This is a genomic window from Exiguobacterium sp. AT1b (assembly GCF_000023045.1).
Taxonomy (GTDB): domain Bacteria; phylum Bacillota; class Bacilli; order Exiguobacteriales; family Exiguobacteriaceae; genus Exiguobacterium.
In genome coordinates, this window is record NC_012673.1 from 1,525,126 (window position 1) to 1,539,200 (window position 14,075).

General features: G+C 48.4%; 16 protein-coding genes and 1 riboswitch. Of the genes, 7 read left to right on the top strand and 9 right to left on the bottom strand.

Features of this window, described 5'->3' with window-relative positions; genetic code table 11:
- Position 1: 1 nt before the first annotated feature.
- Positions 2-922 carry a MoxR family ATPase gene (locus tag EAT1B_RS07810; protein WP_012727616.1) on the bottom strand — a complete coding sequence of 307 codons (921 nt, stop codon included), beginning with the start codon at positions 920-922 and terminating at the stop codon, positions 2-4.
- A 93-nt stretch (positions 923-1,015) separates the two neighbouring features.
- Between EAT1B_RS07810 and EAT1B_RS07815 the strand changes: the two genes are divergently transcribed.
- Both EAT1B_RS07815 and EAT1B_RS07820 read left to right on the top strand, forming a co-directional pair.
- On the top strand, positions 1,016-1,708 hold the full coding sequence (locus tag EAT1B_RS07815; protein WP_012727617.1) for a hypothetical protein: 693 nt from the start codon (positions 1,016-1,018) through the stop codon (positions 1,706-1,708).
- Positions 1,709-1,781: 73 nt separating this feature from the next.
- Positions 1,782-2,522: a hypothetical protein gene (locus tag EAT1B_RS07820; RefSeq protein WP_012727618.1), complete on the top strand. Its 741-nt coding sequence runs from the start codon at positions 1,782-1,784 to the stop codon at positions 2,520-2,522.
- On the opposite strand, the gene EAT1B_RS07825 is transcribed toward EAT1B_RS07820, so the two are convergent.
- Positions 2,519-3,469 (bottom strand): aminoglycoside phosphotransferase family protein, encoded by a 951-nt coding sequence (locus EAT1B_RS07825; RefSeq protein ID WP_012727619.1) that lies wholly within the window; start codon positions 3,467-3,469, stop codon positions 2,519-2,521. The genes EAT1B_RS07820 and EAT1B_RS07825 overlap by 4 nt on opposite strands.
- 39 nt (positions 3,470-3,508) lie before the next feature.
- Positions 3,509-3,607, top strand: a riboswitch (TPP riboswitch).
- Between the two features lie 66 nt (positions 3,608-3,673).
- Here EAT1B_RS07825 and thiW point away from each other — a divergent pair.
- Both thiW and EAT1B_RS07835 read left to right on the top strand, forming a co-directional pair.
- Positions 3,674-4,159 carry an energy coupling factor transporter S component ThiW gene (gene thiW / locus EAT1B_RS07830; RefSeq protein ID WP_012727620.1) on the top strand — a complete coding sequence of 162 codons (486 nt, stop codon included), beginning with the start codon at positions 3,674-3,676 and terminating at the stop codon, positions 4,157-4,159.
- Positions 4,160-4,219: 60 nt separating this feature from the next.
- Positions 4,220-4,483, top strand: coding sequence for a hypothetical protein (locus tag EAT1B_RS07835; protein ID WP_012727621.1), 264 nt, complete (start codon positions 4,220-4,222; stop codon positions 4,481-4,483).
- Here EAT1B_RS07835 and EAT1B_RS07840 read toward each other — a convergent pair.
- On the bottom strand, positions 4,478-4,954 hold the full coding sequence (locus EAT1B_RS07840) for a GNAT family N-acetyltransferase (protein WP_012727622.1): 477 nt from the start codon (positions 4,952-4,954) through the stop codon (positions 4,478-4,480). The genes EAT1B_RS07835 and EAT1B_RS07840 overlap by 6 nt on opposite strands.
- Before the next feature lie 118 nt (positions 4,955-5,072).
- Between EAT1B_RS07840 and EAT1B_RS07845 the strand changes: the two genes are divergently transcribed.
- The 3 genes from EAT1B_RS07845 to EAT1B_RS07855 all read left to right on the top strand — a co-directional run bounded on the left by EAT1B_RS07845 (position 5,073) and on the right by EAT1B_RS07855 (position 7,799).
- A complete protein-coding gene (locus tag EAT1B_RS07845; protein ID WP_012727623.1) occupies positions 5,073-5,495 on the top strand; it encodes a VOC family protein in 423 nt (140 codons plus the stop codon).
- Positions 5,495-5,893, top strand: coding sequence for a VOC family protein (locus EAT1B_RS07850; protein ID WP_012727624.1), 399 nt, complete (start codon positions 5,495-5,497; stop codon positions 5,891-5,893). The genes EAT1B_RS07845 and EAT1B_RS07850 overlap by 1 nt, the downstream gene beginning before the upstream one ends.
- An 88-nt stretch (positions 5,894-5,981) precedes the next feature.
- Entirely contained in the window at positions 5,982-7,799 is a 1,818-nt protein-coding gene (locus EAT1B_RS07855) for an LTA synthase family protein (RefSeq protein ID WP_012727625.1), read from the top strand.
- A gap of 35 nt (positions 7,800-7,834) precedes the next feature.
- On the opposite strand, the gene EAT1B_RS07860 is transcribed toward EAT1B_RS07855, so the two are convergent.
- The 6 genes from EAT1B_RS07860 to EAT1B_RS07885 form a co-directional block, all read right to left on the bottom strand.
- On the bottom strand, positions 7,835-8,719 hold the full coding sequence (locus tag EAT1B_RS07860; RefSeq protein WP_012727626.1) for a VOC family protein: 885 nt from the start codon (positions 8,717-8,719) through the stop codon (positions 7,835-7,837).
- Between the two features lie 14 nt (positions 8,720-8,733).
- Positions 8,734-9,018 (bottom strand): putative quinol monooxygenase, encoded by a 285-nt coding sequence (locus EAT1B_RS07865; RefSeq protein ID WP_012727627.1) that lies wholly within the window; start codon positions 9,016-9,018, stop codon positions 8,734-8,736.
- A 103-nt stretch (positions 9,019-9,121) separates the two neighbouring features.
- Positions 9,122-11,776 (bottom strand): MMPL family transporter, encoded by a 2,655-nt coding sequence (locus EAT1B_RS07870; protein ID WP_012727628.1) that lies wholly within the window; start codon positions 11,774-11,776, stop codon positions 9,122-9,124.
- A gap of 3 nt (positions 11,777-11,779) precedes the next feature.
- Entirely contained in the window at positions 11,780-12,223 is a 444-nt protein-coding gene (locus tag EAT1B_RS07875) for a MarR family winged helix-turn-helix transcriptional regulator (protein ID WP_012727629.1), read from the bottom strand.
- A gap of 85 nt (positions 12,224-12,308) precedes the next feature.
- Entirely contained in the window at positions 12,309-13,265 is a 957-nt protein-coding gene (locus tag EAT1B_RS07880; protein ID WP_012727630.1) for an NAD(P)/FAD-dependent oxidoreductase, read from the bottom strand.
- A 69-nt stretch (positions 13,266-13,334) separates the two neighbouring features.
- On the bottom strand, positions 13,335-14,021 hold the full coding sequence (locus EAT1B_RS07885) for a DUF975 family protein (RefSeq protein ID WP_012727631.1): 687 nt from the start codon (positions 14,019-14,021) through the stop codon (positions 13,335-13,337).
- Positions 14,022-14,075: the final 54 nt, after the last annotated feature.

Below are 14,075 nucleotides of genomic sequence, written 5' to 3' on the forward strand. Positions count from 1 at the left end.
TTCAGCCCTCTACCGGCACAGAGACGGTGTCTAAGATGTAACGGATAATGTCCTGTTTCGTCGATTTGATGCCTCCTTCAAGCGTCAACGTCAAACGATGGGACAAGACATAAGGTGCCACGGCTTTCACATCTTCCGGAATGACGTACAATCGATCGTTCAGATAGGCATAACTTTGAGACGCTCGCATGAGCGCGATGGCTCCACGTGGACTGACACCGACCTCGACGGATGCATGTTCCCGGGTCGCATGGACGAGCCCGAGTAAATAATCGAGGACGTCATCTTGAATCGATACTTGCTTCACTTCCTCCTGAGCACGGCGTAACTCGTCTAACGTCGCGACCGCCTCTACGGTTTTCCGTGTTTGGCGCATCACTTGTAAGAGGAGTTCTCTCTCTTCCGCGACATCAGGGTAACCGACCGGAATCGAAATGAGGAAACGATCGAGTTGGGCATCCGGTAACGGGAACGTCCCCGCTGATTCGATCGGGTTTTGCGTCGCGATGACGAAAAATGGTTTCGGCATCGGATACGTCTCTCCCCCGATGGAGACTTGTCGTTCTTCCATCGCCTCGAGCAAGGCGGACTGCGTTCGTGGGACCGCTCGGTTGATTTCATCGATCAAGACGATATTCGCAAAGATCGGTCCTTGGCGATGGTCGAACGTCTGCGTCTGCATGTTGAAATAATCTGCGCCAATCACGTCAGACGGTAATAGGTCGGCCGTGAATTGAATCCGGGAGAACACCCCGTCGAAGCTGGCCGCAATTGTTTTGGCAAGTAACGTTTTCCCCGTTCCCGGCACATCTTCTAATAGAATATGTCCTTCCGCGAGTAACGCCGTACAACAGAGGCGTACGACATCCTCTTTTCCTAAATACACTTCGTTCAACTGTTTGATGACCTGCTCCATGCCCATATGACGACCTCCATTTTTTGTCTTAATCAAACTTTACCTTTTTATGGTAAGATAAACAACAAATAGTCTGAAAATTCAAAAGGAGGTACCCCCTTGCGCTGGACGAACAAGTTTCTTCTCATGATTGTCGCCACACTCCTCGGCACCTTTACGATAATGGTGATTGCGACGAGTGTATTCGAGTGGCTCTATAACCCGGAAACGATACCGGTCGAGGAAAGTCATAGTCTTCCAACTGATCTCCTATCGGATGAGGATGATGGAATTTTAATTGGTGAATCCAAAGCAGATTACCCGTTTGAATTGGATCCTCAAAAAGGAAAACATCACTTTTTTGAGAGAATCACGGGATCTGGAGAATCAACACGACGAAATCTCGGACTATTCGTCGCTTTGATCGCATTCTGTTGCTTCAGTTTCTATGTTTATCGAAAACGAAAACGGCATTTGACGAACGCACGAGATGATGATGATTCAAGCATAGACCCGTTTGTAGAATCGCTACAACACAAGAACGCCTCGTCCGTTTCGACGCTCACAGCGTTCACGAACGTCCCGATTCGCGATGCACTGATCACATTCAACCAATCTCTCGTACCAGTCAAGCGATTGCGTGCTCATGAGACATTGCAAGAGTGGTTCCAACGCATCGATTTACCGATGAACCCGTCCGTTTATCATGCGGTTCGCTACGGCACCTCTTCAGGTGTGACGATTTCTGAAGAAGATACACTTCACTTCAAGAGAACACTCGATACCTACGCGACACGTCCTCACCCCGAGTGAGAATGTGCACAGGTTCTGCTTTTTCATCATGAATGATAAAATGGTGGAAAATGTCAGTTAAGGGGATGGAAACATGAGACGATGGGCGATATTCGGATTAAGTGCACTTTTACTCACGGGTTGTACAGATACGGTGGCAGACAATCCAACCCCAATCGAATCACCCGATGAACCCATCACCGAATGGACGCGTGAGGACTTTAAAGACGTCTATGACCAATACGAACAAACGAAACCGCTCCTTACTGCCCTTGAACAACAAGGAATCAAACCGTTTCGGGAGACGTTCGAACGGGTCATCATCGCAGGCAACGGCCTCGAGCATACGTATGCGGATATTTACCCATTCAAGCTCGATGACGGGACGTATGCTACCATTTTCGATAGTCAGGACGGAACGGTGATCAATGGTTCTGAGTCGGTCGCTCCGCTATTTTGGCAAGAGGAATCCTTCCTTCAATACGTCGAAGAGATTGAAAATCGGAAATTCGGTACAAGTGCCCCACCTACCGATGTCGTCCTCACGCAGGATGAATTCCAAACGGTCTATGACCGCCATGCCTACACGTCAGCCCTCCTCGTCGAACTCGATGAAGCGGGCGTCGAACTGGCACGGGAGCCAATCGATGACGTGATCATTGCCGGGAACGGTGTGACCGAAGTCACTGCCGACTTGTTCGTATTCGATGTCGAGAGCGGGTATGCCATCGTATATGATCAGGACGGAGAAATTTTAAAAGGCCCCGAATCCATCTCACCGCTCTTTTGGAACGAGAAGGACTATGTGGACCTGTTAGCCAAGAATGAAAGTTAATGCGTGTCACGTTGTAACTTACGATATTCCAGCAACAACTTGAGCCATTGTGCCGGTTTGTCGCTGGAATCTTTTTTGTCCCGACGATGTGCTGTGACGTAGGTGTGCCATGTGATGGCCCGATACACGCATCCCAATTCCTCCGCAATCTTCATATGACGCTCGAGTATTTCTGTTGGCGCGACGTGTCTCCATTCTTTCAAATAAACCTTTCGTAACTCATGGATTTTCTCTATCCATAATGTATCGTCCTCTTCCGGCAATAAATCGAACAAGATGTTCCGCATGCTAAAGAATGGATGTGTGATTGTCGCATCTCCCCAATCGAGAATCACCGGTTGATTGCTTTCAGGCTCCCAGAAAATATTCCCTCCATGCAAATCGCCGTGGTCGAGACTCATCGGTATACCACTTTCTAGTTCTTCACACATCGACAGAAGTTCAGGTTTTAGTGCCAACACTTCTTCCCGCTGCACCCGCTCCAGATTTAGACTCATCTCAACGAACGTCGATTCGATTTCCTCCCTGAGCATAGACGGACGACGGTCTGGAACCCCCATTTTTAAAAGTTGCTCCGTCTCACCACTCATTCGTTGCTGTAATTTGGCATACTCTCGTAGCGCAACCTCATACTGTTCCTGATCAGGTACATCACGTAACGGGTGACCGGAAACTTTTCGCAAGATGAACCATGGATGAACCGGATGCACAGCGACTACGTCTGGCACGAGCCCAGGAAACATATGAGCAAGATATTGTGACAACATTCCTTCACTCTGACTGATTGAAGTGACCGCTTTAGCATAGACGCCATTGCCATGAACCAGATACGTCAAATCCGTATCTTTTTCTAGATGCCACGTCTCATTCGAAATATATTCATCAATCCACTGATCAAACTCATGCTTGAGATCAGTGTTTTCCCAGAAAACAGATAGTTGTTCCATATTCGTCCCCTTCCAATTTATGCTATACTCAAATCAATAAGCGACCACTAGGGGAGCCTTCGGGCTGAGACGGCATTTGCCGGACCCTTTGAACCTGATCTGGCTCATACCAGCGTAGGGAAGTGGCTTGGGATACGTCTCTGTATGTCCACGCCATTTTTCCGTCTGGAAACGTGGCGTTTTTATTTTGAAAGGAGACTATTCATGCGTATTCAACAACTCACTTGGATGGCAATGCTCGTCGCCATCGCCGTCGTCGGTTCGATGTTCATCTCGATTCCCACAGGTGTTGCCCGTGCTTATCCGATTCAGCATATGGTGAACGTGATTGCCGCAGTCACCGTCGGTCCAATCGGAGCCTTTCTCGTCGCTTTCGTCACCGGGCTCATTCGTATTATGACCGGCACAGGATCACTGCTCGCTTTCCCCGGTGGTATGATTGGCGCGTTTCTTGCCGGCATTTTCTTCGTTCGCACGAACCGCGTCTATGCTGCCGCTCTCGGAGAAATCATCGGGACCGGCGTCATCGCTTCGTTGATTGCCGTCCCGTACGCAAAACTGTTGATGGGTTCGACGTTCGGTGCATTTTTCTTTGTCCCAGCGTTCCTCGCCTCTAGTTTGACGGGCGCGCTTCTCGGTTGGCTCGTCTTGTCGCGTGTCAAACAGTTGCGACCGAGCGTACTCAAATAAAAGCTCCCTTTTTGGATGAAAATGGTAAACTATAGACAACATCTACAGAGGAGGGGTTTTATGTCTCGTTTCAATCAACTTGTAGCGGGTGGTATTTTGTTGTTTTTGTCCGGACTCTTATATACGCTCGAACGCATCGCACTCTACATACGTTGGTACGCCGAAATCTCAACCGGGAGCTGGTTGGAAAAACCGTCGTTTGTCGATCCATTTCTCCAAAACTGGTTCGTTACCTTGTTTCTCTTTGCCGCTATCCCCTTCTTCTTGGCAGCTATGAATGTCACGCAAAAAATAAGTCCATCCGAGAATCCGACCGACTCATGACGGTCGGTTTTCTGTATGATAGACCCAAATCGCTTCACCATTCCATTCATCGATTAAGCCGCTGTCGACAAAGCCGTTCTTCGCATAAAATCGTTTCGCGGCTTCATTCTCCTGATGGAGACTGAGGATGATATCATCCACGTCGTATTGTGTCTGGATGAATTCCACTGCCATGCGTAGGCACTTCGTTCCAATGCCTTTCCCCTGTTCGTTTTGATCAATCATGAAACGGTCGAGCCACACGTAACGTTCTGACTGGTTTTCCGCTCCGACCATCATAAAGCCAACCGGTCGCTCGCCTTCATAAAATGCAAAGCTCTGCCAATTGTATTTCGTATCCTCAATCATCTCTCGAAGGGATTCGGCATTCGTCTCGATGAATCGAGATTGTTTCTCGTCCACTGTCAGGGCGATGACCGCCTCTCGATTGACTGCATCAACCGGTTGAATCGTGATTTCGTTTACTTTCATACATTCACCTCATTGATTTTCTCTCTCATCCATACGATTTCTCCCGTAAAAAGTTTCTTCTCACGTATCTTCGAAGGCTTGTATTCGCTACACTAACAATAGAAAAGGAGGGGATCTTATGTTCCGAATCGGAAGTATCTTTATTCCCGTATCAGATGTAGAACAGTCTCTGAACTGGTATACAACTTATTTTCATGCCCAAGAAATCGGGCGCTGGGAAGGGGGCATCGGAATCTGTCTGCCAGATGGCTCAACTCAACTCGGATTGATTCAAACTACTTCAACGCAACCCACAACATTTAAGGATGCGTCCGGACAAGCCCATGTTTATTTCAATATCATCTGTGAAGACATCCAGCTCGCGTATCAAGCGTTCGAACAAGCAGGGTTGATTGCGACCCCGCTTCACGATTTCGGTGGTATGTCCTGTTTTGACGTACGAGACCCGGATGGACATACGATCAGCCTCATCTCAGAAGAGTTGACTTCCCCGTTCCACCGTGATCGAGTGAAAGATTTGCAAACGAAAGGAAACAACTAATGAAACAAATCCATCATATCTGTATCCAAACACCGGATTATGCCGCATCGAAGTCATTTTACGAAGCGCTCGGTTTTGAACTCGTCCAGGAGTCGCCAAACTTCCATACGCGTGACTTCAACAGTTGGCTCAAGCTCGGTGATTTTTATATTGAGCTCCAGACTGCTAAAATAGATGAAACGTTACAAGACTACTCGAAACATGTGGCCGGTCCCGTCCATTTTGCTCTTTATGTGGATGACCTCAAAGTGGAAGTCGCACGACTCGAACAACTCGGCGTCACGTTTTTACCGAAGCACGGTGGCAACATCTACTTCGTCGTCGATGGACATTTAAGTAAATTAAAAGCACCGGAAGGAACCATCATTGAACTGCGTGATACGTTTCTGATCAACTGAGGCCAATGTGCCTCTTTTTTGTTGGACACATCTTCACGTTTCCCTCACTCGTCTCATCGGGAATGGGTATGAAAAGGATGTGTTGTTCATGATCAAATATCTCGATTATTGGAGCTACTTGTCACTCTCTCTGGCAAAGCTCTTCTTTTTTAGCTGGTTGACCGCGACGGCGTTCGACTTCTCATTCTTCCTCATCAATTTGGCGACGATTTTGCTCCTGACGAGTTGGGCACTCGCCGTGTCTTATCCGATCCGCCGATGGATTTTATACGTTTCTCTGTTCCTGCATAGTACCCTGCTCGTCTCGGACGTCTGGTATTATCGCTATTTTGAAGACTTATTATCCGTCGCCTTACTGTCCGACATCGGGCAGATGGGAGATGTCGGAGGTGGCTTCTTGACGCTCATCCGCCCAATCGATGCGTTCTTCTTCATCGACCTCATCATCTACGGTTTGATTTTGCGTTATATGAAACGTCATCCTGTCCGTGAAGGGAAACGAAACGGAAGACGATTGGCGCTCGCTGGCTTCACACTCGGATTTCTTCTCTTCACAATCCCGCTCACCCTCAGTTATCAGCGTGGAGAAAAGTGGATCGCGGACGACCCCATCTCGAATATGCGTGAATACTATCATCTTGGATTTTGGGGCTATCACGCGATGGATGTCGCCCGAGGCGTCGAACGTGCTATGGGATGGAACGAAGCCCTGACAGACGAAGAGCGTTCTCAAATTCAAGCACTCTCTTATCAAGAATTAAGTGCCCCAAGTCCAGATACGAACGTTATCGTTTTACAACTCGAATCATTCCAAACATCCGTCATCGATCAACAGATTGATGGACAGGAACTGACCCCGAATTTGAACCGACTGCGACGTGACATGCTTTACTTCCCGAACGTGTATCATCAAACGCATGAAGGGCGAACGTCTGATGCAGAGTTCATCGTCAACACGTCACTTTATCCTGTCAAATCTGGTTCCGTCTACACGCGTTTCCCGGGAAATCAATTCAGCGCGCTCTCTCAATCCTTGAATGAGGCGGGCTACGATACGGCAGCCATGCATTCGTTCCGAAAAGACTTTTGGAATCGCGATGACTTTTATGACAATATCGGGTTCAATCATTTCTTTAGCGACAAAGACTACCCCGATCAAGGAATCATCGGGATGGCACTCAACGATCAGGAATTCTTAAATACGTCGGTCGGATTTATGGAAGAGTTGGATGAACCATTTTACGCATTTTTAGTCGCTTTAACGAGTCATACACCGTACGATATCCCGGAAGACGAGAAGCGGTTGGACCTATCTGATATCGACGATCCCCTTCTCGAAAACTATTACCATACCGTTCATTTCGTCGATGCCGCTGTCGGTCAGTTCATCGAACGATTGAAACAAGATGGTTTCTGGGATGAGACGCTTCTCGTCATGTATGGTGACCACGATAGCGGTCTGACGGCACCAGGAGAAGAGATGGCTACCCTCGAAGAAGTGAACTCGACGGTTGACGCGTTTCAACTTGACCGTGCTGTCCCTCTCTTCATCAAACCACCTGGACCGACGACAGGAGAAGTCATGGAGGCGAGTGGTGGACAAATCGATATCGCCCCGACGATTCTCGATTTACTTGGAATCTCTCCAGCATATATGCTTGGCGACTCCCTATTAAATGATACGTCAAATCTAACCGTCTTTCGGACGGGCGCTTTCCGATATGAAGATCATTACTATGAACCAGACTTGACCGAGCGTGCTGGTAACGGCACATGCTATTCCATTGAGACGGAAGAACAAGTCGCATTCGATCGATGCGCCCCTTACATCGACCGCGCGGCCAGTCAGCTCCGGCTCTCGGATACCATCATCGAGAAAGATGCCCTCTCGCAAATTAGTCCATGAAAAAACTCCCGAGCTATTTGTCTCGGGAGTTTTGTTCAGTAAGCTTTACGCAATGTCGCGATATCAAGCTTTTTCATGGGCAGACATGCCTGTACGACCTGTTCAATCTGCTCTTGCGAACCAACCGCCATCATCTCTTCCATTTCCCACGGGATGATTTGCCAGGAGACGCCATAGCGATCTTTCAGCCAACCACACTCCTCTGCTTCCGGTACAGCCGATAGCTTCTCCCAGTACGTATCGACTTCTTCTTGCGACTCACAAAAAGCGATGAGCGACTGGGTCTCGTTAAACGAAAATGTATGATTTTCATTACTGTCCATCACGACAAATTCTCGACCGGATAAGACGAAACGAGCATAGTTGATTTTCCCGTCAAGCTCGTCCCCGTCTTCTTCCGTGTATCGTACCGTATGTCCGTCCAATACATATGAATCTTTGAAAATAGAAATCCAATCGTTCATCGCCGCCTCGGCACGACCGAACGCTTCTTTAACAAACAATAAACATGGCGTCACGAGCTGAATGTCCATCCCGCCATCATGCATGATTTGCCAAGATACCCCGTAGCGGTCCTGCAACCACCCATAACGCTGACTGAAGTCGTACGTGTCTAACGGAATCAAGATATCCGCTCCGTCAGATAATCGTTCCCATAGCGCATTGATTTCTTCCGTCGTCGGAAGCGACACCATGTAGGAAATGGACGGATTCCGTTCTTGCGCCGTCCCTCCCCCAAGCAACTGAAAGAATTGTCCAGCGAGCGATAGCGTCACAATCGTCGTCTCGCCTGCTGGTGAACTTGAAAATCTCGTCGTATAGTCGACAAACGAATCTGGAAAGATGGATACATACCACTCGGCAATCTCTTCAACGTCCTGCTCAAACCAAATACACGGAATCACGGGTTGTGTAATCATGAGAATGTCTCCTTTCAGACTTCATGCAAACGATAGACCTCACGGACGGCGAGAAGCTCTCCGGCTTCATCACGATACGCCTGATAGTGCGACGACTGGATATGGTGATTGAGTGCATTTTCATCCTTATACTTTTCATAGAAGACAAACGTACCTGGTGAATCGATCGCCTCGTGAAGAACGTACGCGAGACATCCTTCTTCCGCACGCGACGGCGGAATCACACGGTACAGCGCGTCACGTAACGCCTCTTCTTTTCCGGGATGGGCTTTCAAGATTGCAGTAATGACGATTTCCATACAGTATTCCTCCTTAGATAATGGACCTGCCTTTCTGTTCCCGAATCCACTACAATCTATCCCAAAAAACGGATATCTCATCATACGAGACATCCGTTTCTGCTTATGACTTTTTCTTTTGTCGGAATGGCCACCAGACACCATCGCCAAATGAAATCGTAATGGCTGGGATCAAGAGGGGTAACACAATCAAGCCATACAATAACAAACCGGTGATGACGATCGTCGCGATTTGGACGAGACTGAGCACGCCTGACGGAATCATGGCACCGAACGTCCCGGCGAGGATGACCGCGGCTGTCATAATGACGGTACCCATCTTCGTCATCGAGTGGATGAGCGCCTCACGGACCGTCTTCCCATTGATTGTCTCTTCCCGGAATCGATCTAACAAGAAGATGGAGTAGTCAATTCCAAGGGCAATCAACATAACAAAGCCAAAGAATGGAACGGCCCAGCTAATCCCGTCATAGCCGAGTCCTTCTACAAAGATCAGCTCTGTGATTGCCGCTGACGTATAGTACGTCAAGAGAAGCGAAGCGATCATATAGAGTGGCATGATCATCGAGCGGAACAGTGCTGTCAAGACGATGAACAACGTCACGAGCATGATGGCTACCGTTCGATTGAAATCATTCGTCGATGTTTCATTTAAATCGCTATTGATACTTGAAATCCCGGCATATCCGATGGTCGCATCCGCATATGGTGTTCCCGTCACGGCACGATTCATCGTCTCTTTGATTGTCTCGACGGTATCAATCGCTTCTGGCGAATACGGGTCCATCTCTAAGACGACCTCGAGCTGAGTCGCCATTCCTTCATCGAAGACATAGCGTTCGACGGCAGGTGAGAACTCATCCGATGTGAGCGTCCCTTCCGGAAGATACACACCAGTCTCCCGAAGCGCATCTGCTTCACTCAACTGTTGTAAGAATGAAACGGCTTCGCCGAGACCAGACTCAATTTGCCCTAGCCCGTCGTTCGCTTCCGCGACACCTGTCGCCAGTTGCGCTAACCCACTACCAAGTTCACCGACCTGAGAACCTTGTGCATTTAAAGCGGACGCCGCTTCGTTGATTCCTGACTCAATTTGTGTGAGGCCAGCTGATACTTGACCGAGCTGTCCGACTGCGGCCGGGATGTTTTGAGTCGCTGTCAATCCTTGCCCAATGAGACCAAGTTGACCATTCAACTGATTCAGCCCCGCTGCTGCTTCTGCAAGCGGTGCCCCGGCATTGGTTGAACCGCTTGGTAGTTGTCCAACAATCCCGTTCAATCCTTGCTCAATCTCATCCAATCCAGTTTGAACATCCCCGAGACCCGTCTGCGCTTCAGACAAGCCATCGCTGACTTCACTGAGCTGCGTATCGACATAAAAATCGTCGATGACTTCACCAGTAGGACGTGTGAGCGCACGGACACCATTCACACCTTCGACTTTTTCAAGCTCACTTGCAAACTTTTCGATATAGGGAACTTCTGATTCTGTAATGGCTTGATCTTGTCTCAAAATGACTTGTACCGGAAGGGATTCCCCTTGACCGAACCCTTCTGAGATCAAATTCAGTCCACGAACCGAATCGTACCCGTCTCCAATCTCATCGACCGTATTGAACGAACGGGCATCGTCATATGTGAATAAGACGGGTACTGTAATCAACCCGACGACCAAAATCGATACGAACGGGCGATTGACCGACAATCGGCTCAAGCTAGCCCAAAGCTTGCTGTCATGATGCTCGCCTGCCTTTTTCGACGGCCAAAACAGTCGCTGTTTGAGCGTCGCCATAAAGAATGGGACGACCGTGAAGAGAATCAGCAGCAACACCGCAATCCCGACTGCGACGGCGACCGCTGATTTAAAGATTGGAAAATCAGCAAATCCGATGGCGGCAAAACCGACGAAGACCGCGAGTCCACTGATGAGGACCGTCCGTCCTGCCGTCTTGTACGTATTGACGATGGCGTCTTCGATGGCATGTCCTGCACTGAGTTCTTCTTTATAACGGCTAAGAAGCAGGATACAGTAGTCTGTCCCAATCCCGAACAAGATGGCGACAAGGAAGATCTGCGTGTAGTTGGACACCGGGAACCCGAACCAATCCACGAAGAACGCGACAAAGGATTGACTCAATAGATAAGTGAATCCGACCGCGATGAGCGGGATGAACGGGGTCACGATGGAACGGAAGACGAGAAGGAGTAATCCAAAAATCAACACGACCGTGATGATTTCTGTCTTTTTCAACCCTTCCTGTGCACTTAGATTCACATCATTGTTAATGATTTCTTCCCCGGTGATATATACTGTCTCCTCTTGCGGGAGCACGTTTTCACGGACATCATCAGCAAACGCATTGATTTCTTCCGTCGTACCTTCTACCGTGATGGGGACGAGAACGATGCGTCCGTCTTCTGAGACGAGCTGTGCCTCTGTCTCCTCGTTTTCGAACGGATCGAGAACATCTGTCACGACCGTTTCATTTTGTTTAAGTTCTTCGATGACACGCGCGACATCTGTTCGCTCCGTCTCACCGATTGATTCGAACTCATAGACGAGGGAGATGGTTTTATCACTCTTCCCGGCTTCATCTAAAATTGCTTGTGCGCGTTGTGAGTCCATGTCGTCCGCAAGTTGGAAGCTCCCTGCCTCTTCTGCTTGTTTCGTTAAGTTCGGTGCTGCGACAAATAATGCTGCCGTCAATACGATGAGGGAAATGAAAATTCCCCAGCGCCATTGAATGATTTTATGCATGTGTTATTCCTCCCCGATTCGGAGCAATTGCTTTATTTTTCGGAACGTCCGAACAAACTGCTCGATTTCAATTTCGTCTACTTCTCCATCGATGAGGGATTCCACATATCGATAGACGGCACCGTCCACTTCTTCGACGAGCCGTTTCCCTTCTGGGGTCAATTCAATCAATCGTTCCCGTTGATCTTGTCCTCGTCGACTCGTGACGAGTCCTTTGTCGACCAACTTTTTCAGGCGATTCGAGACCGCACTTTTATGGACACCTTGTTTTTGCGCCAATTGCCCAGCCGGAGTTGGTCCAAACTGATCGAGTAACTTCAACAGTTGGAGCTGTTCGCGCGAATACTCGCGCCATACGTCCCCTTCCATCGCTTCGATGACATGTTCCGTCCCATGGAACATCACTTCTTCAAACAACTGCACCGCTTCGCGCATCAATGCTTTCATTTTTAGTTTACCCCCTAAACTAGATGGTTATAGTTTATGCCCTAAACTAAATGGCGTCAAATAAAAAGACCGATAAGGGATGCCCTTATCGATCCATGTTCTTTTCGATGGTTTCTGCCACACGTAACCCAGACAGATAGGCACTTTCGAATCGCGTTCGTCCGGATGGATCATCAGCTTCAAGGAAGACGTCCCCTGCTAAATAGATGGGATGATGGCTTACTTGATAAAACGGCTCATGCCATACGTCTTTCGCTTGGGCGTAACGCCAACGTTTCAATTGCCGTGATGGGATGTCGAGGACTCCGACTTCCTCTCGGAATAACCGCTCAACTTCTGCAAGTGTCTCTTCCTCCGGTCGCTCATACCAGTCCTCACTCCACGCCTCTTCCATATAGACACTTATAAGTGATGTCTCGGAGATTCCTTTTTGCCGATTATCGACGATTTTTAATACACCGGGTACCAGTTCTTGATCGAGAATACCGTCTGCTCCAATCTGCACATCACCGGCACATTCAAAAAGACCGACGAACGTCGGCGAATATATAAGACGACGTAACGCGGGCTCGACATCGACAGCTAAATCTCCAAGCAAATCGAACGACTGTGGAAGGGGTGCCGTCATCACGAGTCGATCATATGAACGTGTCGTCACGTCTGTCTTGACTGTGACGGTTCCGTCTTCTTCTACTTGAACGTTCTCCACCCGTTCATTCAACTGTACGGTCAAATCTTCAGCCAAACGCTTAGCGAGTGCATTCATCCCATCAATCGTGACATAACGTGGATAAGGGTCGGCATACCAGACCCGCACCCAGTTCGCATTCATCCACGACTGCACCTCTCGTTCGAGCTCTTCTCCACGCACCGTGAAATAAACCGCTCCATGGTCGGCTCGTCCGTCACCGATTCGACGTGTCGCCAAGCGTCCCCCGACACTTCGACTCTTTTCAATCAGTTCGACGACATGACCTTGACGCACGAGTTCACGCGCTGCGATGATTCCGCTCAGACCGGCCCCGATGATCCCAATCTTCATTCCGCATTCCCCTTTCTCTTCATGAAGATTGTAGCACGTTCATTCAATTTCCCCTCTGTTCGATATGCTTCAGGCTGGCTTGTTCCATTGTTCGTCGTAAGCCCGACGCGTATCTTCATACATGACAGCGAAGCGCGCAACGACGAATGGACGAATGAGGATTGTCGCTATAGATAGTGATAATGCGGCAAGTAAGACAGAATTCACGACCATAAACAATGTGAAGCCAATCAAATAAATCGGGACGAACGGCAAAATCAGTTTGAACGCCTCCCATTTCCGCCCATGCATCAACGCGCGTGATTTTGTGATGGATTCTCTAACCGATAATGATGGTTCATCTCGCAAAATAAAGTACGTAAACGCGTAGGAGAAGAACTTCACGATTCCCGGGACAATGAACAAAAGTGTCCATAGCGTCTGAAAGATGGCTAGTAAGATGACAGCAGTCACATTCTTACCAAATCTTTCTTTCATCGGTCGAAATACATCACGAAACTGCGCGTCTTGTCCGCGAATGATGGAAAGGATGACCCAGTGATAACCGATAATGATTGGATACAACATGAAGGATACTACCATCGTACTAAAAAGGAATACAATCGCCTGTACTGAATCGGCTTTCGCCCCGTAAAGCGTTGGGTCAAATATTGCAATAAACTCTAATATCACGGCACAGAGAAACGACCAGACTAACAGTAGACCTCGTTTCCCATTGATTGCTTCATGTGTTCGTTCTGTCCATGTTTGAACCATTTTTTCTAATCTCCCCTTAAACGATTTATCTTTTATACGTAACTTGAATCAAAC

Bases quoted from the DNA above. Each gene is read 5' to 3' on its own strand.
- EAT1B_RS07810 (WP_012727616.1), bottom strand. From the start codon at position 922: ATGGGCATGGAGCAGGTCATCAAACAGTTGAACGAAGTGTATTTAGGA.
- EAT1B_RS07820 (WP_012727618.1), top strand. From the start codon at position 1,782: ATGAGACGATGGGCGATATTCGGATTAAGTGCACTTTTACTCACGGGT.
- EAT1B_RS07825 (WP_012727619.1), bottom strand. From the start codon at position 3,469: ATGGAACAACTATCTGTTTTCTGGGAAAACACTGATCTCAAGCATGAG.
- thiW (WP_012727620.1), top strand. From the start codon at position 3,674: ATGCGTATTCAACAACTCACTTGGATGGCAATGCTCGTCGCCATCGCC.
- EAT1B_RS07835 (WP_012727621.1), top strand. From the start codon at position 4,220: ATGTCTCGTTTCAATCAACTTGTAGCGGGTGGTATTTTGTTGTTTTTG.
- EAT1B_RS07840 (WP_012727622.1), bottom strand. From the start codon at position 4,954: ATGAAAGTAAACGAAATCACGATTCAACCGGTTGATGCAGTCAATCGA.
- EAT1B_RS07845 (WP_012727623.1), top strand. From the start codon at position 5,073: ATGTTCCGAATCGGAAGTATCTTTATTCCCGTATCAGATGTAGAACAG.
- EAT1B_RS07850 (WP_012727624.1), top strand. From the start codon at position 5,495: ATGAAACAAATCCATCATATCTGTATCCAAACACCGGATTATGCCGCA.
- EAT1B_RS07855 (WP_012727625.1), top strand. From the start codon at position 5,982: ATGATCAAATATCTCGATTATTGGAGCTACTTGTCACTCTCTCTGGCA.
- EAT1B_RS07860 (WP_012727626.1), bottom strand. From the start codon at position 8,719: ATGATTACACAACCCGTGATTCCGTGTATTTGGTTTGAGCAGGACGTT.
- EAT1B_RS07865 (WP_012727627.1), bottom strand. From the start codon at position 9,018: ATGGAAATCGTCATTACTGCAATCTTGAAAGCCCATCCCGGAAAAGAA.
- EAT1B_RS07870 (WP_012727628.1), bottom strand. From the start codon at position 11,776: ATGCATAAAATCATTCAATGGCGCTGGGGAATTTTCATTTCCCTCATC.
- EAT1B_RS07875 (WP_012727629.1), bottom strand. From the start codon at position 12,223: ATGAAAGCATTGATGCGCGAAGCGGTGCAGTTGTTTGAAGAAGTGATG.
- EAT1B_RS07880 (WP_012727630.1), bottom strand. From the start codon at position 13,265: ATGAAGATTGGGATCATCGGGGCCGGTCTGAGCGGAATCATCGCAGCG.
- EAT1B_RS07885 (WP_012727631.1), bottom strand. From the start codon at position 14,021: ATGGTTCAAACATGGACAGAACGAACACATGAAGCAATCAATGGGAAA.